26 protein-coding genes and 1 pseudogene are annotated in these 18,725 nt (G+C 63.2%); 14 read left to right on the top strand and 13 right to left on the bottom strand.

What is annotated here, in order from left to right; translation table 11 throughout:
• Window positions 1–41 precede the first annotated feature (41 nt).
• A complete protein-coding gene (locus AC1DZ8_RS25260) occupies window positions 42–1,232 on the top strand; it encodes a hypothetical protein (protein WP_477310726.1) in 1,191 nt (396 codons plus the stop codon).
• A 98-nt stretch (window positions 1,233–1,330) separates the two neighbouring features.
• Here AC1DZ8_RS25260 and AC1DZ8_RS25255 read toward each other — a convergent pair whose 3' ends face one another.
• Both AC1DZ8_RS25255 and AC1DZ8_RS25250 read right to left on the bottom strand, forming a co-directional pair.
• A complete protein-coding gene (locus AC1DZ8_RS25255; RefSeq protein WP_477310728.1) occupies window positions 1,331–1,423 on the bottom strand; it encodes a putative RiPP precursor in 93 nt (30 codons plus the stop codon).
• 62 nt (window positions 1,424–1,485) lie between these two features.
• On the bottom strand, window positions 1,486–1,680 hold the full coding sequence (locus tag AC1DZ8_RS25250) for a hypothetical protein (protein ID WP_477310730.1): 195 nt from the start codon (window positions 1,678–1,680) through the stop codon (window positions 1,486–1,488).
• Window positions 1,681–1,741: 61 nt separating this feature from the next.
• Between AC1DZ8_RS25250 and AC1DZ8_RS25245 the strand changes: the two genes are divergently transcribed.
• The 3 genes from AC1DZ8_RS25245 to AC1DZ8_RS25235 all read left to right on the top strand — a co-directional run bounded on the left by AC1DZ8_RS25245 (window position 1,742) and on the right by AC1DZ8_RS25235 (window position 4,141).
• Complete coding sequence (locus AC1DZ8_RS25245) at window positions 1,742–2,455, top strand: YybH family protein (protein ID WP_477310732.1); 714 nt, start codon at window positions 1,742–1,744, stop codon at window positions 2,453–2,455.
• A gap of 53 nt (window positions 2,456–2,508) precedes the next feature.
• Window positions 2,509–3,453, top strand: a complete 945-nt coding sequence (locus AC1DZ8_RS25240) for a LysR family transcriptional regulator (RefSeq protein WP_477310734.1) — start codon at window positions 2,509–2,511, stop codon at window positions 3,451–3,453.
• Window positions 3,454–3,643: 190 nt separating this feature from the next.
• Complete coding sequence (locus tag AC1DZ8_RS25235) at window positions 3,644–4,141, top strand: hypothetical protein (RefSeq protein ID WP_477310736.1); 498 nt, start codon at window positions 3,644–3,646, stop codon at window positions 4,139–4,141.
• Window positions 4,142–4,197: 56 nt separating this feature from the next.
• On the opposite strand, the gene AC1DZ8_RS25230 is transcribed toward AC1DZ8_RS25235, so the two are convergent.
• From AC1DZ8_RS25230 to AC1DZ8_RS25220, 3 genes are all read right to left on the bottom strand, one after another.
• Window positions 4,198–4,842 carry a response regulator gene (locus AC1DZ8_RS25230; RefSeq protein WP_477401805.1) on the bottom strand — a complete coding sequence of 215 codons (645 nt, stop codon included), beginning with the start codon at window positions 4,840–4,842 and terminating at the stop codon, window positions 4,198–4,200.
• The gene (locus AC1DZ8_RS25225; RefSeq protein WP_477310343.1) at window positions 4,839–6,197 is read right to left on the bottom strand and encodes a sensor histidine kinase; all 1,359 of its coding nucleotides are present in this window, start codon (window positions 6,195–6,197) and stop codon (window positions 4,839–4,841) included. Before AC1DZ8_RS25225 ends, AC1DZ8_RS25230 begins: the two co-directional genes overlap by 4 nt.
• Before the next feature lie 273 nt (window positions 6,198–6,470).
• Window positions 6,471–7,130, bottom strand: a complete 660-nt coding sequence (locus AC1DZ8_RS25220) for a response regulator (RefSeq protein WP_477310339.1) — start codon at window positions 7,128–7,130, stop codon at window positions 6,471–6,473.
• A gap of 952 nt (window positions 7,131–8,082) precedes the next feature.
• Between AC1DZ8_RS25220 and AC1DZ8_RS25215 the strand changes: the two genes are divergently transcribed.
• Window positions 8,083–9,924: a type I secretion system permease/ATPase gene (locus AC1DZ8_RS25215; RefSeq protein ID WP_477310337.1), complete on the top strand. Its 1,842-nt coding sequence runs from the start codon at window positions 8,083–8,085 to the stop codon at window positions 9,922–9,924.
• A gap of 56 nt (window positions 9,925–9,980) precedes the next feature.
• Window positions 9,981–10,250 carry an excalibur calcium-binding domain-containing protein gene (locus AC1DZ8_RS25210; RefSeq protein ID WP_477310335.1) on the top strand — a complete coding sequence of 90 codons (270 nt, stop codon included), beginning with the start codon at window positions 9,981–9,983 and terminating at the stop codon, window positions 10,248–10,250.
• 59 nt (window positions 10,251–10,309) lie between these two features.
• Here the strand turns inward: AC1DZ8_RS25210 and dinB are convergent, their stop codons facing one another.
• A complete protein-coding gene (gene dinB, locus AC1DZ8_RS25205; protein WP_477310333.1) occupies window positions 10,310–11,551 on the bottom strand; it encodes a DNA polymerase IV in 1,242 nt (413 codons plus the stop codon).
• A gap of 229 nt (window positions 11,552–11,780) precedes the next feature.
• Here dinB and AC1DZ8_RS25200 point away from each other — a divergent pair, with 229 nt between their 5' ends.
• The 4 genes from AC1DZ8_RS25200 to AC1DZ8_RS25185 all read left to right on the top strand — a co-directional run bounded on the left by AC1DZ8_RS25200 (window position 11,781) and on the right by AC1DZ8_RS25185 (window position 14,266).
• On the top strand, window positions 11,781–12,017 hold the full coding sequence (locus AC1DZ8_RS25200; protein ID WP_477310331.1) for a hypothetical protein: 237 nt from the start codon (window positions 11,781–11,783) through the stop codon (window positions 12,015–12,017).
• A 377-nt stretch (window positions 12,018–12,394) separates the two neighbouring features.
• A complete protein-coding gene (locus tag AC1DZ8_RS25195; RefSeq protein WP_477310329.1) occupies window positions 12,395–13,168 on the top strand; it encodes a hypothetical protein in 774 nt (257 codons plus the stop codon).
• Between the two features lie 193 nt (window positions 13,169–13,361).
• Window positions 13,362–13,769: a hypothetical protein gene (locus AC1DZ8_RS25190; protein ID WP_477310327.1), complete on the top strand. Its 408-nt coding sequence runs from the start codon at window positions 13,362–13,364 to the stop codon at window positions 13,767–13,769.
• Window positions 13,770–14,044: 275 nt separating this feature from the next.
• Window positions 14,045–14,266, top strand: a complete 222-nt coding sequence (locus tag AC1DZ8_RS25185; protein WP_477310325.1) for a hypothetical protein — start codon at window positions 14,045–14,047, stop codon at window positions 14,264–14,266.
• A gap of 138 nt (window positions 14,267–14,404) precedes the next feature.
• Here the strand turns inward: AC1DZ8_RS25185 and AC1DZ8_RS25180 are convergent, their stop codons facing one another.
• The 3 genes from AC1DZ8_RS25180 to AC1DZ8_RS25170 form a co-directional block, all read right to left on the bottom strand.
• On the bottom strand, window positions 14,405–14,554 hold the full coding sequence (locus tag AC1DZ8_RS25180) for a hypothetical protein (protein ID WP_142870100.1): 150 nt from the start codon (window positions 14,552–14,554) through the stop codon (window positions 14,405–14,407).
• A gap of 100 nt (window positions 14,555–14,654) precedes the next feature.
• Window positions 14,655–14,939 (bottom strand): PRC-barrel domain containing protein, encoded by a 285-nt coding sequence (locus tag AC1DZ8_RS25175; protein WP_477310323.1) that lies wholly within the window; start codon window positions 14,937–14,939, stop codon window positions 14,655–14,657.
• Between the two features lie 95 nt (window positions 14,940–15,034).
• On the bottom strand, window positions 15,035–15,307 hold the full coding sequence (locus AC1DZ8_RS25170; RefSeq protein WP_477310321.1) for a hypothetical protein: 273 nt from the start codon (window positions 15,305–15,307) through the stop codon (window positions 15,035–15,037).
• A 173-nt stretch (window positions 15,308–15,480) separates the two neighbouring features.
• Here AC1DZ8_RS25170 and AC1DZ8_RS25165 point away from each other — a divergent pair, with 173 nt between their 5' ends.
• Window positions 15,481–15,780, top strand: a complete 300-nt coding sequence (locus tag AC1DZ8_RS25165; RefSeq protein ID WP_477310319.1) for a hypothetical protein — start codon at window positions 15,481–15,483, stop codon at window positions 15,778–15,780.
• 15 nt (window positions 15,781–15,795) lie between these two features.
• On the opposite strand, the gene AC1DZ8_RS25160 is transcribed toward AC1DZ8_RS25165, so the two are convergent.
• Window positions 15,796–16,104 (bottom strand): DUF982 domain-containing protein, encoded by a 309-nt coding sequence (locus AC1DZ8_RS25160; RefSeq protein WP_477310317.1) that lies wholly within the window; start codon window positions 16,102–16,104, stop codon window positions 15,796–15,798.
• 212 nt (window positions 16,105–16,316) lie between these two features.
• Between AC1DZ8_RS25160 and AC1DZ8_RS25155 the strand changes: the two genes are divergently transcribed.
• From AC1DZ8_RS25155 to AC1DZ8_RS25145, 3 genes are all read left to right on the top strand, one after another.
• Window positions 16,317–16,646 carry a DUF1236 domain-containing protein gene (locus AC1DZ8_RS25155; RefSeq protein ID WP_352560772.1) on the top strand — a complete coding sequence of 110 codons (330 nt, stop codon included), beginning with the start codon at window positions 16,317–16,319 and terminating at the stop codon, window positions 16,644–16,646.
• Between the two features lie 94 nt (window positions 16,647–16,740).
• Window positions 16,741–16,944 (top strand): hypothetical protein, encoded by a 204-nt coding sequence (locus tag AC1DZ8_RS25150; protein ID WP_477310315.1) that lies wholly within the window; start codon window positions 16,741–16,743, stop codon window positions 16,942–16,944.
• A gap of 87 nt (window positions 16,945–17,031) precedes the next feature.
• Window positions 17,032–17,271, top strand: coding sequence for a DUF2934 domain-containing protein (locus AC1DZ8_RS25145; protein WP_477310313.1), 240 nt, complete (start codon window positions 17,032–17,034; stop codon window positions 17,269–17,271).
• A 134-nt stretch (window positions 17,272–17,405) separates the two neighbouring features.
• Here the strand turns inward: AC1DZ8_RS25145 and AC1DZ8_RS25140 are convergent, their stop codons facing one another.
• The 3 genes and pseudogenes from AC1DZ8_RS25140 to AC1DZ8_RS25130 form a co-directional block, all read right to left on the bottom strand.
• Entirely contained in the window at window positions 17,406–17,777 is a 372-nt protein-coding gene (locus tag AC1DZ8_RS25140; RefSeq protein WP_477310311.1) for a hypothetical protein, read from the bottom strand.
• A gap of 99 nt (window positions 17,778–17,876) precedes the next feature.
• Window positions 17,877–17,975, bottom strand: a pseudogene (locus tag AC1DZ8_RS25135) (GSU2403 family nucleotidyltransferase fold protein); the annotation flags it as partial.
• A gap of 30 nt (window positions 17,976–18,005) precedes the next feature.
• Window positions 18,006–18,668 carry a LexA family transcriptional regulator gene (locus AC1DZ8_RS25130; RefSeq protein ID WP_455859542.1) on the bottom strand — a complete coding sequence of 221 codons (663 nt, stop codon included), beginning with the start codon at window positions 18,666–18,668 and terminating at the stop codon, window positions 18,006–18,008.
• Between the last annotated feature and the right edge of the window lie 57 nt (window positions 18,669–18,725).

The following is an 18,725-nucleotide window of genomic DNA, read 5'->3' as shown; positions in this document are numbered from 1 at the left end:
CTCATTGCGGAAATCCCTGGGCGTGGCGAAGGCTGACAGTGGTGCTTGAATCCTCTTTGCTCAAAGCGGCATTCCTGCTGGGGCTTGCCCTTGTCGTTGCGGCGCTCGCGTGGCGGCAGGTGCGGTCCCGCCGCAAGGCCCGGCTGCGGGAAAATCCGGCAAATGACTACCTCGTGCGACGCGAGTGGTCGGACAGCCGCGGCGACCTCAACTATTCGTCCTTTGTCTATTTCGACGCCGATCGGGACGGTCGCTATGGGTTGGGCGACCGGCCGATGGCGGGCATAATGGTCAGGCTGCATGACGGCGACGGCCGTTTCGTTGCAGCGGCGCGGAGCAATCGTGGTGGCTTTGCCAATTTCAAGATGTCGACGAAACGCCGGGCCGCACCCATCCATGTGCCGGGCAATTACCGGTTCACGGTTTCGCCGCCACCCGGCTGGCGTTCGAACAGCGCCAACGAGGTTCAGTCGCAGCACTTCCGGTCTCTGCCGGGATCACCGACCGGGCTGGTTTCGGAAGCGATGCTGCAACCGGTCGGGCTGTTCCCTGTCCGCTGGCTCAGCGGTCAGGTAGCCGACAAGGTCTCGGCGAGCGTCTCGGTGATGAGGAACGGGCAGGTGTTGGTGGTGCATCCGCTCGGCGACGGCGCCGGCTTCCGCGTCGATCTGCCCGATGACGCCGACGCGGTCGTCATCGCCGGCAATGGTGTGGCACGCAGGCTGGCCTTGTCGGCCTATCCGGTAGAGCTCGGCCTGCTATCGCCCGAAAATGCCGCCATCGACGGCGCCGCGTCCTTGCAGACCATAGGTTTCGACGATGTCACCGGGCGCGGCTTGCGCAAAGTGCCGTCCGGCTATGCCGGGTTCACCTGGTTCAACTTGAACGCCATGGCGCGCGATTACGCCGACGGCAGCGAAGGCTATGTCAACGGCAACATCTCGGGAGACCATGTCTGCTACACGAGCAGCGGGCACCCTGCCGAATTCTCCAGCGAAAAACCGTTCGGCTTCCACTCGGTGATGCTGGCTGCGGCGTGGTTGAAGTCCGAAGGCGAAACCGCATTGGTGGAGAGCTGGCTCGGCGACCGGTTGATCGCCAGCGACTCGATCATCCTGTCGGCGCTGGCACCCGTGCATTACGCGCCGATGCTGGCAGCGGTGACACGCGTGCGTTTTTCCACACGCCACTACTGGCAGCTCGTGCTTGAAGATATGGTGGTTGCACGCTGAGTTGGCCCGAGACCTGCGGTTCGGGAAAAGATCATGCTTTGGAAACGACCAAGCCGCCCAACTCTGTCAGGATGGCCTCGGTCAATCGGGGAAAAGGTTTAGCCCGGGATAGGGTTGGAAGCACCGTTCGCGGTGACCTGCGAGAGCTTGCCCTTCTTGAGCAACACCGGCTTTGAATAGGTCTTCTTCATATTTTCCATCTCCAATTGTTTATACTGAAACCTGCGCCTCGCCCCCGAGGACGATCCGACCCTTATGTGGTGGGCCCGGAACCGGCACCGTTGGTGACCGCCGTAACCTGCGAGAGCCTGCCTTTTTTGATCAGCACCGGCTTCAAATAGGTTTTCTTCATAGTGCATCCTCCAGGATCACGCGATAATGCCTGACAGATCGACACTGTCAACCTTTGCGGTACCGTCATCCCGTCCCGGTTTTTCTTGTCGCCCATGCGCTAACTCGCAAATCCACCTTCGTCTGAAAGGCATTGTTCTTGGGCGCACGGCGCGGCTATGGATCGGGTTGCGGTGCAGAAAGCGTCCGATCCTGCGCTCAGCTCACAGCTGGTCGGTTTCATTCAGTATATTGCTGAAATCATGTCGCTGGATTCGTCAAATTCGAAATGCGATCTCGCGGGGCACGCCCAGACCGACTTGCGGCGGCCACCAGAGACCACGACAGGAGAGGATCTAATGCCCACCTCACGACGTTCGCTTCTCGCCGCGGCGGGCAGCGCCAGCCTCGCCTCGCTTGCAATCAGTGCTTCAGCCTCGGCGCAAGAGGACCCGGCCATCGACCGGACGATCGCAGAGCTCGTCCAACGATCCAGGGACGCAAACGCGGCGCTTATGCGCGGTGACATCGACTTCTATCGCGCTTTGGTACCCCACGCCCAAGACTACACGCTGATGGCTCCATTCGGCGGAACGCCCACGCGCGGCTCGGATATGACGGAAGAGAGCTGGAGTGCAGTTGGTCGCTTCTTTCGAAATGGCACGTTCGAGCAGGAGGTGGTCCAGGCATATGGCTCGGCCGACATCGTGGTTCTTGCGACCCTGGAACGATGCCGCGTCGAAGCCGGCGGTCTGCCGGCGCAAGAGTGGCCGCTGCGCGTCACCCAGGTCTATCGCCGTGACGGATCCGAATGGCGACTCGCCCATCGCCATGCCGATCCTCTCGGCAAGGGCATCAGCCTGGAACAGGCGGCTGCTATCGCCCGCGGCTGACAGCGTCGTACACAACTGCAATGTCCTGAATTCAGTGATATGGTTTCAGGAATATGCTGAACAAGATCGATCTGGCGCGCGCCGACCTCAATTTGCTGGTCCTGTTCCAGGCCATCATGGAAGAGCGGCATGTCGGCCGCTCGGCGGAGCGGCTCAACCTGTCCGCTTCGGCGGTTAGCCATGGCCTCGGCCGGTTGCGCAAGCTGCTTGGCGATCCACTGTTCTTGAAGACGCCGCGCGGCGTCGTGCCCACCGATCGGGCAACAGAGCTTGCCGAGCCGGTGGCCGAGATTCTGGCGCGGGTGCGCCGGGTGATATCAAGCGCCGAGCCCTTCGATCCTGCCCGCTCGACGCGCCGTTTTACCATCGGTGCGCCGGATGCCGTGTCGTCCGTGCTCCTGCCGCCGCTGCTCGAAAAAGTGCGCCGAACGGCCCCGTCCATCGACATCTCCATCCGGCAGCTGTTGCCGCGCCAAGGCGAACCGTCGCCCAACACGGCCTGGAGCGATTGCATTGCCGAGCTCGAAGCGCGCGTCATGGATGTCGCCGTGATTCCGTTTGACGGCCTGCCGCTGCGCTTCACCGTCGACACGCTTTATGAGGAGGATTTCGTCGTCGCCATGCGCGCCGGCCACCGCTTCGCCGGCGACCCAAGCCTTGAAGCCTATTGCGCCATGCAGCACATGGTTGTCTCCAACAATGGCGATCCGAACGGGTTTGTCGACAGGGTGTTGGCTGAACGCGGCCTGTCGCGTCGCGTTGCGCTGACGGTTCCCAACTTCATGTTCGGATTGGCGGTGCTTGCGCAAACCGACCTGATCTCGGCCTATCCGCGCCGGTTCCTCGCCGTATATGGCGGTCGTTTCGGCGTTGTCGGCATCGATGCGCCCATCCGGTTCGGCCACTTCAACATCAACAGCATCGTTCCGAAGGTGGCGCTGATGGATGCGGGCTTGGCATGGCTGGTCGGCCTGCTCAAGCAGACCGGACGCAGCTAGCGGTTGCAGAACATAGGACTTAAGTCTGACAATTTATAATAAAAAGGTCTGTATTAGCCAAGACAAGGGTCGTAAGCCGCTTTCGCAAGGACGTCGATTTGTGGATGCTGTTCCGGTAACGGCGCCATTCCGGTCTTGGACAGATCGGATCGGTTTTCGCTGACCATCGGGAGACGAACAGATTACGCGCTTGCGCCAACTCTGCTGGCTTGCCTTGCGGGCGTCGACAACGCTCGCCCTGATCCTTGTGCCCTACCACCTCAGTTTTGACGGCGCCGCCAAGATTGCCGCCGGCAGCGCCTTCGCCAAGGATGGCGGCGGCGGTGGCAATGGGGGCGGGGGCGGCAATGGGGGCGGAGGCGGCAATGGCGGTGGCAACGGCAATGGCGGTGGCAATGCCGGTGGCAACGGCAACAGCGGTGGAAACGGTAACGGCAACAGCGGTGGTAACGGCAAGGGCAAGGGCAATGCCGGCAAGGGCAACACCGGCACCGGCAATGCCAGCCATGTGAATGCCGCAACCGGCGACGAGGTTGAGGTCGACGCCAGCGGCATCACGGTCACCCATCCCAACGGTATGAAGGAAGACGTCCACAATGGCCGGTTCACGATGAAGGATGCGCTCGACCGCACCATTGTCGAGCGGCCGGCGAACCCCGCCGATGTGGCACGTTTGAAAAGTCTGTGAGGGCCAGCCGCTTTCGGGCGGTTCTTTGCCTCAGTGCCTGGTGCGGATGGTCCGCGTCAACCCGCGCCTCGCGCCTCGCGCATCACCAGAGCCGCCTCGGTGCGGTTGCGGACATTGAGCTTGGCCAGAACCCGCGTCATGTGATGCTTGACCGTCTTCTCCTGCAGCGAAAGCCGCGCGGCGACTTCCTTGTTGCTCAAGCCTTCCGCCACCAGGCGCAGAATGTCTGTCTCACGACCGGTAAGCTGCTGGATGGGATCGGCCTTGCGGGTGGTCGGCTGCAACAGGTCCGACAGCATTCGGGCCGACAGCGTCGGCGAGACATAGCTTTCGCCAGCCGCGACATTGCTGAGGATTTCAGCCAGCGCCTTCGAACCGACGCCTTTCAGCACATAGCCGCGCGCGCCGGCATTGAGCGCCTGGGCAACGTCGGCGTTGGCTTCCGACACGGTCAGCATGACGACCTTCTGGCCGGGGTGCCCGGCCATGATGTTTGCCGCGGCGGTGAGCCCGCCGCCCGGCATGCTGATGTCGAGCAGCACGATGTCGGGCCGCATGGCCGCGACCAGCCTTTCAGCATCCTCGGCGCTGGCGCCTTCGCCGACCACTTCGAAACCGCCGATCTCGCCGAGGCTGCGCGCTACGCCCTCGCGAAACAACGGATGGTCGTCAACAATGGCAATGCGGATGGCGTGGGTCACGATTGCTCCTCAATGGACAATGTTATCACCAGTCGTGTGCCTTGTGGGCCGGATACGGTTTCGAACCGGCCGCCGATGCTCTCGATACGTTCCCTGAGGCCGGCAAGCCCCAGGCCCTCGCTTCTTGCCGGATCGAATCCGGGACCGCCGTCGAGCACCTCGACGACCAGCTTGCCGCCTTTCGTTGTCGCTTTCACCGCCTGATCCCTGCCTTTTCCGTGGCGATAGGCGTTGTTCAAGCCTTCCTGGACAAAACGATAGATGCTGATCTTCTCGGAAGGGCCGGGTTCGCGCAAGCGTTTCGGCAGCGTCAGCGAAACCGAGGTTCCGGTCCGCCGTTCGTGTTCGGCGACCGCCAGCCGCAATATGTCGAGCACCGCCGCTGTCTCGATCTGCGGCAGGACGAGACCGTTGCAGATGCCACGTATCTCGCGGATCGCTTCGTCAAGCGTTTTGTGGATGTCGGCGATCTCGGCTTCGCGCAGCGCGGTGGAGGCGCCGGGATCGAGCAGGATCGGGCTGTCCATCCTGAGAGCCGCCAGCGCCACGAGTTGGGCGGGCCCGTCATGAAGGTCGGCGCCGATGCGCCTGAGATAGCGTTCGTTGAGCGCGGTGGCGCGGCGCGAGGCGTGCTGCACGCGCTGGCGCAGTGACGAATTCTGCGACAGCAGCGCGCGTAATTCGGCGATCTTGGCCTCGAGCGCCGCCCGCTGGCTTTGGATGGTGCGGCTGCCGCGAAAGACGATGCCCGACAAGAGCGTCAATGCCGCCGCTGTGGCGCCGGCCACCACCAGCCAGCTTTGCCAAAGGGCGGCGTTCAGCGTTGATTCGAAGTCGTCGGCAACCTCGTAGAACTCTGAAACGGCAACGACTTCGCCCGACCAGGGTTCGCGCACAGGATTGTAGATTTCCAGCAGCGGTCCAGCCACCGTCTTTTTCTCGTAGTGGCTCTCGGCGTCGTCGTCGAGGTCGTTGTACTCGGCCACGACATTGCCGCTGAAGGCGGCGACCAGGTTGGCGTTCGGCTCGAACACCTTGCCGATCAGCGTCGTATCCTTGGCGTAGAGGATCGTGCCGTCGCGCCGCCACAGCTTGAACGACGCCAGCCGCTTGCCCAGTGCACCCTGGTCGAGCGTCTCGTCGAGCGCCCGTTTGACGGTATCGTCGAGCTCGCGGCTTTTGCGCATGTCGGGCAACAGCGGCGCGATCACGCTGTCGACATAGAGCGCCGTGGTCGCGGCCGAGTTGCGCATGACACCTTGCCGGATCTGCGAGGTCACCCACAGGCCAACCACCAGCATCACCACCAGCAGCCCGATACCGCCGGCAATGAGGAACTGCAGCGCCAGCGACAGCCTGCCCCAGCGCTGCGGGAACTCTCCCAGGAAAACCCCAAGCAATCGCACGATCCACCCTTCCGACCCGTGCCTGTTATAGAGACGCCACAGCATTTGCGACATTGCCTGTGAAAGATTTTGGGCCTGTGAAAGATTTTGGGCCTGTGCAAGATTTTGGCCGATGCGAGATTCTGGCCGCCGCGGTGCGGCCTAGGCTGCACAGCAGCGCCGGGGATCTTACAGGGCCGGTAAAGTCGGACAGCCGGGCTGTCGCAGACATCTGCACGGTTTTCATGGCCGTCCCGTCCGGGCGTCGTGCGGGATCTGACCGGCCACCAGCTGAAAAAGCTCGCCTCGCGAGGAGACCTGCAATTTGCGGTAGATATTGTTCATGTGGATTTTCAGCGTACCTTTCGAAATGCCGAGATCGAGCGCGATCTGCCCGTTCGGTCTGTTTTCGGCGGCGAGTCGGGCGATCTCCATCTCGCGGATGGTCAGCAGCGACGACAGCTTCTGCCATCTGAACCGCCGGGAAGCCTCGCTTTCGACAGCTTCACCGACGATCTCGGCGGGCAACCAGCGTCCGCCCGCGGCCACCTGATGGATGCATTTGGCCAGCGTCTCGACCGTGGCTTCCTTGAACACGATGCCGGCGACCCCCGCCATCACGGCATCATAAAGCTCGGCGTTGGAAGCGGTTGCTGTCAAAAGCACGCAGCGCGTGGCGAGCCCCAGCCTGCCGAGTTCCGCGGCGATTTCGGGCCCGCTCAGCCCCGGCATGCGCAGGTCCAGCACCGCGACATCCGGCACCTCTTGCCGGATCATCGCCAGCGCGCTCTTGCCGTCGAGCGCAGATCCGACAACCAGGAAGCCGGGATCGTGGGCAATCAAGTCTGCCAGCCCGTGCAGCAGCAGTGGATGGTCATCGGCGATGAACACCGTGGTGACCATATTCAGTTCCCCTTATGCCCGATCGCCGGGGATGGCGTGAGCGGCAGCGCCCGCCGGCCAACAAAAGCGCCATGCCGGAGCGGCGCAATTGTTCTCGTCGAACTGAGACGACAATCGCCCATACTCAATCATGAACAGTATTTCCCGCTCAAGTCAAAGCATTACGGCCCTGCGCCCCAAGGGCAGACCTGGCGCTGCGGTGCCTGTGCCTGCACGCCTCTTGGCCGCAGACGGTCCCCGCAACGCGGCTCGCATCTCCGTATATCAAAGCCATCCCGGCAACATCGTGCTCCGCTAAGAATTGGCAAAAGCGTAATCAATCTCGACGTCCTGCCGGCAGCACGTTGGCTGGCAGCGGACTGAAGCAGACGCGATGCCGCCGACCTGTCGCTCGATGAGACCACGGGATTGTTCCAACAAGAATTTAAAAACATTTAGACCGGCGCCAAGGTATTTCACTTAATATAGAGGAGGCTTGCCGGCGTTCAGTTTGTATTCGCGTCTATAACCACGGTTATATGGACGTGCCAATTTCAACCTGCGTAATATGGTTCGGGAATATTATGGCTCAGGCGGTCGACGTAGACCGCGCGCGTTTGGGGTATGGCGTGAGCATGGCAGTCAGTCCGACGGCGGATCAATTCCGTCATCCGGGGAAGCTGTGTCGGGCGAATGGGCGCAGTCGCCCGGCCCGGCCCTCCCTGTTCAAAGCCGCTTGTGTCACGAACAGCTCATTGCCGGCGATGCCGCGTTCCGCGGGCACGCCCGGTGCTACAACAGGTCTGGGGTAGTCAGCCGCCTTGTGCGGCCAACAAGAGAGCGCGCTTGCAAGCGCGAGGGCGAAGTGCAGTTGGCGGTGTCAGAACTCGGCACGCGCTGGGCGGTTCTTGGGGGAACGCTCGGCGCGCTGCTTTTGCTCTCCATCTGGAGGTCTTCTCGCCGTGAGCCTGCCATGACTCCAGCGCCGGTTCGGCTGGCCGACGGCAAGCCGCCGGGGAGGGCAAAGCGGCCGGCGGCAGGATCCGCGACGTCCGAGCTCGCGGCCGCACTTGCAGGCTGCCGCTCGGCCTTCGCCGCGGTCGCGCTGTTGAGCGGCGTGCTCAACGTGCTGATGCTCGCCGGCTCGCTCTACATGCTCGAAGTCTACGACCGCGTCCTGCCGAGCCGCAGCATACCGACGCTGATTGGCCTCAGTGTGCTCGTCGTCATCCTTTACGCAGGGCAGGGCGGGGTCGATCTCGTGCGCGGCCGCATTCTGGTGCGCATCGGCGGCGCCCTTGACGAGGCGCTCGGCGCCCGCGTCTATTCCAGCGTCCTCAAGCTACCGCTCAAGGTCGGGCGGAACGGCGACAGCATGCAGGCGGTGCGAGACCTCGACAGCGTGCGCGCCTTCCTGTCGGGCAACGGCCCGACCGCCCTGTCCGATCTGCCGTGGCTGCCGCTCTATCTGGCAGTCATCTTCATCTTCCATGTGCTGCTCGGCCTGACTGCCCTGGTCGGCGCGATCGTGCTCGTCGTTTTGACCGTCCTTGCCGAGAGGCTGACGCGCAAGCCGGTCACCTCCGGCACCCAGATCGGCATCATCCGCGACGGCCTGACGTCCACCGATGACCGCAACGCGGAAGTGATTGCGGCTCTTGGCATGAGCGGCAGGATGGTCAGGCGATGGGCGGACGCCAACCGCATCTATCTCGCCGAGCAGCGCCGTATCAGCCATATCGCCGGCGGCTTCGGCGCCGTGTCCAAGGGGCTGCGCATGCTGCTGCAGTCGGCCATGCTCGGCGTCGGTGCCTGGCTGGTGATCGAGCAGCAGGCGACCGCGGGCATCATCATCACCGCCTCGATCCTGAGCGGCCGCGCACTGGCCCCTGTCGACCTCGTCATCGCCAACTGGAAAGGCTTCCTGACGGCGCGGCAGGGCTGGCAGCGACTGACCAGGATTCTCGCTGCAGTGCCGGCCGACGCCGATCCGATGGTGATGCCGGCCCCAAGCCGCCACGTGTTCATGCAGGGCGTCAGCGTCGCCGCCCCCGGCACGCAGCGGCTCCTGGTGCACGACGCCAGTCTTGCCCTTGAGGCGGGACATGCCGTCGGCATCATCGGCCAGAGCGGTTCGGGCAAGTCGACGCTGGTCAGGGCGCTCGTCGGGGCCTGGCAGCCCGCCGCCGGCAAGATTCGCCTCGACGGCGCCGACCTCCACCAGTGGTCGGCGGAGGATCGTGGCCGCTTCATCGGCTATCTGCCGCAGGATGTGCAGCTGTTTGCCGGCACGGTCGCCGAGAACATCGCGCGTTTCGAGCCCGATGCCGATCCCGCGGTGATCATTGCCGCGGCCAATGCAGCCGGCGCGCATGATCTCATCGTCGGTTTCCGCGGCGGGTACGAAACCCAGATCGGCGAACTCGGCGAGGCGGTCTCGGCCGGCCAGCGCCAGCGCATCGCGCTGGCCCGCGCGCTCTATCGCGATCCATTCCTCGTGGTGCTCGACGAGCCGAATTCAAACCTCGATGCCGAAGGCGAGCAGGCGCTGCTGCAGGCGATCATGGGCGTGCGGCAACGCGGCGGCATCGTCGTGCTGGTGGCGCACCAGCCGAGCGCGCTCGCCACGGTCGATTTCATCCTCGCCATGAACCAGGGCCGCGTCCAGGCTTTCGGCCCCAAACATGAGATTTTGGCCAAGCTGTTCCCGCGGCCGCAGCCGGCGGTGGTCGCCATGCCGCGTCTCAGACTCGCCACCGAAGAACCGACGCCCGGCGCGGTGGCGGCAGGCGTCCGAAGGGAGGAACGATGCTGAGCCGCTCCCACCGATCCATTCCACGCCATCAGGTGGGCAGGTTGAGGTGGCTGGCCATGCTGGCACCGTTCATCCTGTTGTCCGGCTACATCGTCTACGGCTTTCTGGGCGTCCGGTTTGACTCGCCCTGGGCCGTGCTCAGGCACCTTGCGGCATTTCCGAACTGTAGCGCTGCCCGTGCCGTCGGCCTGGCGCCTGCGCATAGGGGAGAGCCGGGCTACTGGACGACGCACGATGCCGACCATGACGGCATCGCTTGCGAGCCTTGGGATGGGGCAAGCGCAAGCGGCGTCAAGGTGCATCGCTATTGGCGCACCGGCCGCTAGAGCAATTCCAGGAAAAGTGTGAGCGGTTTTCCGTCCGGAATTGCGAAAAAACAAAGCTCTCACAGCTCCTTTTCCGCCAGTTCGCGGAAGGCGTCGGGAACCGAGCGCCGGGCTTCCAGCGCCACCGCGCCATAGCCGACGGCCTCTTTGCCAAACCGCTGGCGGATCTTGTCGATGGCGCAGTCGGCGCCAAAGCGCGCCAGGCCTTTTTTGCTGCCGGGCCGCTGTTTCTCGTCAGCAAGCCCGAGCGGCAGGTCCAGCTGCAGTTCGGCACTTTCCTCGAGTTGCGACACCGAGATCGCCAGCAGCGAGATGGACTTCTCGCCAGCGTTGGCGGCAAGCACGCCGCGCACCAGTTCCTCGGCGATTTCGGCCAGCATCACGGTTGCTGAAATCGGCTGCTCGAGCGTCAGCGAGCGCGTGACCGCTCGCAGATCGGCAAAACGCACCCGCACGGTCACCGTGCGGCCGGGCCGCGATTTCGCCCTGAGGCGGCTGGCGACCCGATCTGCCAGATGCAGAAGAACAGGTGCGAAGACATGCGCCTCGGCCGGCCGCTTGCCGAGCGCCGACTGCGCGCCGGCCGAATGCGCCCGCCGATGCGTCTCGAGTTTTCGCGGGTCGCGGTTCCACGCCAGCGATGCCAGCTTCTCGCCGGCGGCGGGGCCGAGCAGCCGGCGCAGCGCGCCGCTGTGGGTCTTGGCCAACTGGCCGATGGTCTCGACACCGATCTCGGCCAGCCGCGCCTTGGTCGCCGGGCCGACGCCCCACATCAGTCCGACCGGCAAATCGTGCAGGAAGGCGAGCTCCGTTGCCGGATCGACCACCACCAGCCCGTCGGGTTTCGCCACTTGCGAGGCGATCTTGGCCAGGTGCTTGGTGCGCGCCACGCCGATCGAGATCGGCAGGCCGAGCTCGGCCCGCACACGCCGCCGCACCGTGGCGGCGATCTCGGCCGGCGACCCGAACAGATGCGTGCAGCCGGCGACATCGGCAAAGGCCTCGTCGATGGAAATGCGCTCGACCAGCGGCGTGAAATCGTCGAGCACTTTTATCGCGGCGTCGCCCAGCCTCTGGTACTCGCCGAAATTTCCGCCGACAAAGATCAACTGCGGGCAAAGCTCCCGCGCGCGTCGTCCCGGCATCCCGCCGCGCACGCCAAAAACCCTGGCCTCGTAGGAAGCGGCCAGCACGACGCCGCCACCGACGGCAATTGGCTTGCCCCTGAGCGACGGGTCGAGCAGCTGCTCGACCGAGGCATAGAAGGCATCGAGATCCGCATGCAGGATGGTGGGTTCCATCCCGGCCGTTCCTTTGGGCGTTGCAGCATTAGCCGCGTCTGTTGCTAGGGTAGTTTTTACGAACAAATAGAGAACAAACAGGGTCCGCTGTCAAGCGCGGCGCTTACGTCTAGTGAATTCGCCGGAGACCCAGGCCGTCGATTGATCTGCCTTGTCCGGGGCCGGCGGAACATTGTCGCTCGCCACAGCGTTCATTGTCGCGAAGGGACGCTGTTTCGTGGAGGCCGGTATGGGCCAGTTCGAGATGATCGACCTCGTCAGCGTCGTTGACGCCTGCACGAGCGATCGCGTTGCCGGGCACTGCGTGTCGATGGCCAAGGCGGTGGAAGAGTTGCGGGTGCTGACCGGCGATTTCGTGTCGCCGGACGAGGCGGTGGCCAATGCCCTGTCTGCGGTGGCGCTGAGGCGCGGCTGCGCCGTGCTGTTCGATGAACAGGCCGGCGCCGATATCCTGCGGATGCCATAGGCGCAATGCCGCAAGCGCTTGAAAAGGTCGTGCCTGCGAGGCGACCAATCGGCCGTATCCAGCATTCGACGCCTGCTCGATAAGTTACGCGACGACGGTCATGGTTCCGTTGGCTGCGACCTAAGTGTCACGGCCAATTAGGCCTAAGGTCTGATCAGTATAGGGCGTCAGTCGCGCAAAGGGCCGATCCGCTCCGTGATTTTCATATTTGTCTTATATTTCAATGGTTTACAAAAATCGTCTCCGGCCTTTTGCAGGCCGACTATCGCGTATCGCAACCACATTTGTCTAAAGTTTACCCAGTCGAATTAGCAAATTCTCATATGACGCTGCTATAGCCGAGTCGGCGGAGGTGGCTATCCCCTCGAGGAGGTATCATGACATCCCGAAAAACTCTTTTGGCGGCGGTTGCCGCGTTTGCACTCCTGGCCTCTCCGGCCTTGGCCGGTGCGGGTGGTAACGGCAACGGTGGTGGCCACGGCCATGGTGGTGGCAATGGCGGCGGCAACGGCAATGGCGGCCAATCCGGCAACAGCGGCAAATCCGGCAAATCCGGCAACAGCGCTTCGCATGGCAAGTCGGCATCGGCTCATGCCGGCAAGAAAGCCTCGACCGACGACCAGGCTGTCGATGACGTCGAAGTCGCCGCGACGCCCAAGGAAAAGAACATCCACGCCAAGCTTGGCCGGCTGAACTCGCTGCAACGCAACATCAACGCCTATGTGAACTCCAAGAGCAAGAAGTTCGCCGGCGTTCAAGCTTATGTGACGGCGTCGGCAGTTGCCAAGAACGCCCAAGCCGCGGTTGACGAGGCCAATGCGGCGGTGACGGCGGCCCAGGACGCGGTGACGGCCCAGCAGGCGCTGTTCGACGCGGCGCATGTGGTTACGCCTCCAACGCCCGAGGAGCAGGCGGCCCAGGACGCAACGATGGCGGATCTGGAGGCCGCGGTCACGGATGCTCAAACAGCGGCTGCCGCGGCGCAGACGGCTGCTGAGACCGCTACCGGCAACATCCCATCGCTCGATGACGCACTCGCCGATATGGCCAACAAGCCGGTCGACGCCGAGGTCACCGACTGGGCCAACGGCGTGCTTGCCGAAAAGATCGACCAGGCAGCCGCCAAGATGGCACCTGCGGAAACGCCGTAAAGCTGATCGCGGCTGAAACGGCCCAATCGAACGTCCAAGCCGCCGGGGTTCGCCCCGGCGGCTTTTTTGACGGCACGACGGCATTGCCGGCCCTGAGGGAAAAGCGTTACTAACCCAAGTACGGCATGGAAAATCTTCACTCCCAAGTGTAGCCTTCGCAGTGCCGGGTAAACGGCATCGGGGGAGAAACGACATGCCCAGGGTTTCAGAACTTTTTTTCAAAACCGCCATCGTGTTCCTCATATTGGGGATTGCGGCCGGCTTGCAGATGGCCATCTCCGGCGAGCACAGCGCTTTCCCGGCGCATGCGCATATCAACCTGCTGGGCTGGGTGACGAGCGCCATCTTCGGCGGCTACTACGCGCTCAATCCACAAAAGGCGGCGCGCCGCATCGCCATGATCCATTACTGGCTCTACACGATTGGCTTGGTGATCATGCTGCCGGCCCTCTACGTGATGTTGCAGGGAAACCCGGCGCTCGAACCTGTGGTTGCCGGCGGCTCGCTCATCGTCGCCGCTGCCGTTCTGGTCTTTGCTTTCGTGGTCTTCTCGCCCGAAACGGCGCGTTCTGCCGCAGCCGTACCGTCGGCCACTCGCTGACTTGTTCGCATAGGCGATCGCAGTCCGGCCCTCGTCGCCAATAGCGACGGGGGTAGGTCGGCCCGTTGGCCGCAGCCGGTGGTTGCGGGCGCGTGTCGCCGCCTCGGGCCGCCGGCCCTCCCGTATTATTTCGTGACCATTTTACGCTGGAACCTTCCCCAATACTGCGCGTTGCCGCGACTGTATTCGTGCTGCCTTATAAATAGGCAGTCATGGGTACAGCCAAGCGGGCAGAGGGCAAAACCAGGCATGGGTTGGGGGAGGAGCACTACACAATGTCGAAAAGAGAAATCGGAACGTCCGCCTCACTGGGCAGACGCATCGCCGATCTGAAAGCCAGGATGCGAAACGCCAGGATTACCGAATACGAGATGCAGACCTTCCAAAAGGTCGCGGCCATTATGGGGGGTAGCGAAGGGTCCCTACGCATCGATGCCGACGACCTGATCGCGGCGTCCTTCGTCACCGAGGCGCTGGGCGATCCCGCTTCGAACTGAAGGTCCGGTCGCGCGCCCGTCGGCACTCAAGCGCCGGCGGTTGCCGGGCGCCGGCTCGCCGGCCGCCGTCGGAGCGTGCACGCGCGCTCAGCGTCGGGCGATTGCTTGTGCGCGCTTGAAGAGGCCGGATGAGCGATCTCAATGGCGCTTGAAATACTGGACTTCGCGTTCGTGTTTCTCGGCCGCCTCCCGGCTGTCGAAAGTACCGAGATTGCGTCGCCGTCCGGTCTTTTCATCGACCTTGCGCGAATAGAGGCGATATTTCCCTGATTTGAGTTTTCTGATCATCGGTCTCTCCGTGATCACCAGAGCGCCGCTGAAGCCAAGCCGCCAGGGCGCACTGGCGTGACGAGCGAAAGGCCCGGCCGCAGCCGGACCCTTCGAAATATCAGTCGCGATGCTCCGGCATCGCCTTGAGCTGGTCCTTGGTCCAGCTGGTGACGGCGTGGACGTCGCCGTCCTCGTCGCGCATGAAATCCAGCTGGCTGGTGGCGACCGCAACCGGCTTGGCGCCGATGCCAAGGAAGCCGCCGACGTCGATGACAACCTCGCTGCCATGCAGATGATCGACCGAACCGATCTTCTCATCGTCGGGGCCATAGATGGTCGCGCCGTCGAGTATCTCAGGCGTCAATTCCGTGCTCGCAAGTCGTGCGTGATTGGTGTGATCCATGTCTGGTCTCCTTCGGGGTTGGATCATTTCCTAACCAGCGAACAGACGAAGAGTTCCGGTAAACACCACCAAAGTCCGCGTAGACTGCTTCGAGCCTACACCTCGTCGAAAGGGCCACCGCGCCTCGCGGGGTCGCGACCAATGGCGGCTTCCTCGGCATCGTCGGGCAAGGCTTCGTCGCTGTCCTGATAGGGGTTGTCGTCATCTTCCTCGGGCAGGTCGCCTTCCTTCTCGACACCGGTGGTGTCCGGCAGGCTTTCTTCATCTGCCCCGTCGGGAAGGATCCTTGCGCCACGCAACGCATCCCAGTCCTGCTGGTGCGGCGTCGGGGCTTCCACTTCGTCGCTTGGTTTTCTACACGGGTCCATAACTTTCTCCCTGGGTTGGTGCCTTGCATCGAGAAGGTGGAACTCGCCGCCGGCAAGCAGGTTCCCGAAACCTGTCCACGTTGTTGGGAACGACCTGGAGAACCACTTGGGGAACCAATTGCCGCTGGGCTGCATTTGCCAAAAGAAGACGATTCCAGACCGGAGACCGGACCATGAAGATCTTTGTTTTCTTGCCGTGCGCGCTGCTGGCACTTGCCGGCCCTGCCGCCGCGCAAGACAGCGGCGAGGGTTCCCCTCCCGCGCCTTGCCAGGCGCAGCCCCAGGATGGCGGCCAGCAGCAGCCTCCCACCGATGACGGCAATGGTAATTCGGCCGACAAGCTCGGTTCCTGCGACGGCGTCCTGCAGCCGCCGCCCAGCGGTGACCAGGGCATGACGCAACCGCCGCCGGATCAGGGCAAGACGCCGGTGATCAAGCCCGGCGAGGTGCCTGTGCAGCCACCGAAGCAATGATTTCGTTTGAGGTCCCTAAAGTGTGGGCCGGGGCCGGCCAGTTCCTGCCTTGGCCAGCCGTAGCGCCGTCACCGGATCAATGCCGGTCCAGGCAATGCCGGCCGCCTCGGTAAAGGCTGCGAAAGCCCGCCGCGCCTGGTCCTTGGTCAACTGTCCGGCCCGGGCCATTTCGCAGGCCCTCAGCGCCGTTTCGTAAATCTTGCCCCGCCTGGCGAGCGGCCATTCCCGAAGAAAATTCTGCATCTCGGCCAGCGTGGTGATGTCGCGTCGGAAGCCGGCGCCGACCGCAATTGCCACCGGATTTTGCAGCCGCATATCGTCCATTTTGAAGGTCTCCTGAGGGATCGTCCTTCAATGCGAATCATGCCGGTGCGGTTCCGGCAACAAGGGCTGGCCGGGCCGATCAATTAGTCTCCACTTACGGAACAACACCGTACCGGAGGCGTTTGCCTCCAGGAGCCCGCCACCTCGATTTGTGCTGTTTTCGCCTCGTGCGGGAACACGGCGGAGCTCGCCAACAACGACAGGAGACGAAGATGAAAACCGTCCTTATTCCCGCCGTCGCCGGGCTCGCCATGATCGCTGGCCTAGGCGTTGCCGCCGCCGACGAAGTCATCGTCACGCAGCCGGCGCAGCAGCAGGTGATCATCACCCCCGAACAGCGCACGGTCGTGCACCAATACGTGAAGAAACATCCGCTTGCCTCGGTCAGTCTCCTCGGCGTCGAGTTGAATGTCGGCTCCGCCTTGCCCGACACTGTCGAGCTTCAGGAGGTTCCTGACGTTCAGTACAGATACGCTGTTGTCGACAACCATACGGTGTTGGTCGATCCCAGCACGCGCCGGATTGTCGAGGTGGTCGAGTAACGCTCGACAACCGACCTAACCATTCATCGGTGATACGGCCCTGTCGTTCTTCTCAACAAGGGCGGCAGGGCCGAATGACGAAAGGAGCATTGCCATGTTGCCGCATGTTGAGACCAATGTGGCGGCGTGTTGCGACAAGCTGTTGGCTGAGCGCAGCACCGCGCTGTTGTCGATGAAGGAAGCGATCGATCTGCTGCGGGAACGCACCGGCACGGATCGTTCGGATGCCGACCTGGCCGCGCTGATCACCAAGAAAGCGGCGCTGCTCGGCGTCGCGGTCGTTTCCGATCCGCATTGAAAGCACACTCAAGACGCCGGCTCAAATTTCGGCTAAGGTTTTCGTGGAATCTGGACCAACCGATCGGACCCAACCACGGAGGCTTAAGTGACGGACGACAGACAGGACCGCATTCGCCAGCGGGCACACGAGATCTGGGAACAGGCTGGCCGGCCGGAAGGCGCGCATCAGGAGCATTGGGAACAGGCCACGGCCGAAATCGACGGCGCGTCCGCCAAGCCGAAAAAGGCGGCCAAGAAGGCCGACGCCAAGCCCGCCAAAGCTGCCGCCAAGCCAAAGGCAGCAAAGCCGGCGGCCGCAAAGTCCGGCAAGGCCAAGTCGAAATAGGGCAAGGCTGAACTCGCGCGGCGGAGCCGTCCCTGGCACCCGCCGTTCAGGCGCGCCCAAGCCTCTCAACCTGACGAATTGCGCCGGCAACAGGCAGCGCAATTCGTTGTGTCGACGACAGGGCGAACCGCCTTTCACGCCTCCCAGGCATAACTTGACAGCGCAAAGCGGATACCGGCTTCTGTCATGACCAGTTCGCATTCGGTGATCTGGCGCAGGTGCCGCAGATAGCGCGCCACCGTCTGCGGCAACCAGTCGGCGCAGGCCTCGACATAGGCGCGGCTGTGAACGAGCGTGCCGGTCGACAACCTCTCGTCCTTCTCGGCAATCACCTTCAGATACTGGCGGATGAAACGGATGTCGTCGGCGATGTCCTGGCTGGCCATGCGCCAGGCTCCGGCAACGCGTTCGCGCTGGTCGAGCGACAGCAACGGGGGCGACAGCAGGGGAGGTGACGGCAGCGGGCGGGAGAGATCGGCGAAAGCGGAATGGCTCGCTGTACTCAAGGAAGTCCCCTCGGTGAAAAAGATAATCGTACTTTATGTACGAAATGCAGTCAAGTGCATTGCGTACAATTTGAACGATGACGACGCTGATGGATTTGCGGAATTGCGGCGCGAGGCGACGATCAGCTTGTGGATAGCGTGTCGCTGTGGTGAGGGGACCAGCACAGGCACGCCCGAGCGATGCAGGAGTACAGTTCTCGGCGCGCAATCGCCCCAGACTACACGCCCTCACATATCGATCATTGAGCGCTTCACCCGGCCGATGATGGTGATGGCGCCTTCGAGCGCCGGCGGCGGGATGTCCATGTACGAGGCCGGCTGGAAGGGCGGGTTCTCGTTGGGGCGATAGCGCTTGTAGGTGGCCTGGCCGCTTTCGTCGGAAATGACGTAGCAGCCATTGGTCACCAGGCGCTTGTCGCGAAGGTTGACGAAGATGATCGAATCCGGCGGCGAAATCTTGTTCATCGACGGGCCGTCGACGCGCAGCGCGATCCACTGGCCCTGCTCGAGATCGGTGGTGGGGATGGTCGGATAGTCGCTGAGATTGACCACCATGTCCTGGCTGCCGAGTTCGCCGGCGCTGATCCACGAGACGATGGGCACGTCGACGGTGGCCAGCGACGGCATCGGGATCTGCCGGCCCGCCTCGTCAAAGCCGAAATGGCCGCCTGAAAGGCTGCCGCCCTCGCCATTGAACAAGAGCCAGCCGGGATCGACACCGAACAGGCGGCCATATTTCTCGGCCGCCTTGCGCGACAGCGGCCGGTTGCCGTTCTCGTGGCTGATGAGCGTGTTCTTGTTGATGTCGCGCAATGCCCGCGCGGCGTCGCTCGGCGAGGCATAGCCCGCCTCCGCCCGTGCCTGCTGCAATCTGTGCCTTGGTTCCTGCATCGTACAAATTGCCTGAAATTTATCGTCCAATACGTACGATTTCGCTTGCGTACGTTT

Source organism: Mesorhizobium sp. P2_F7 (genome assembly GCF_056403695.1).
Note: the sequence above shows the minus strand (reverse complement) of the source record. Positions and strands in the feature narration are given on the sequence as shown.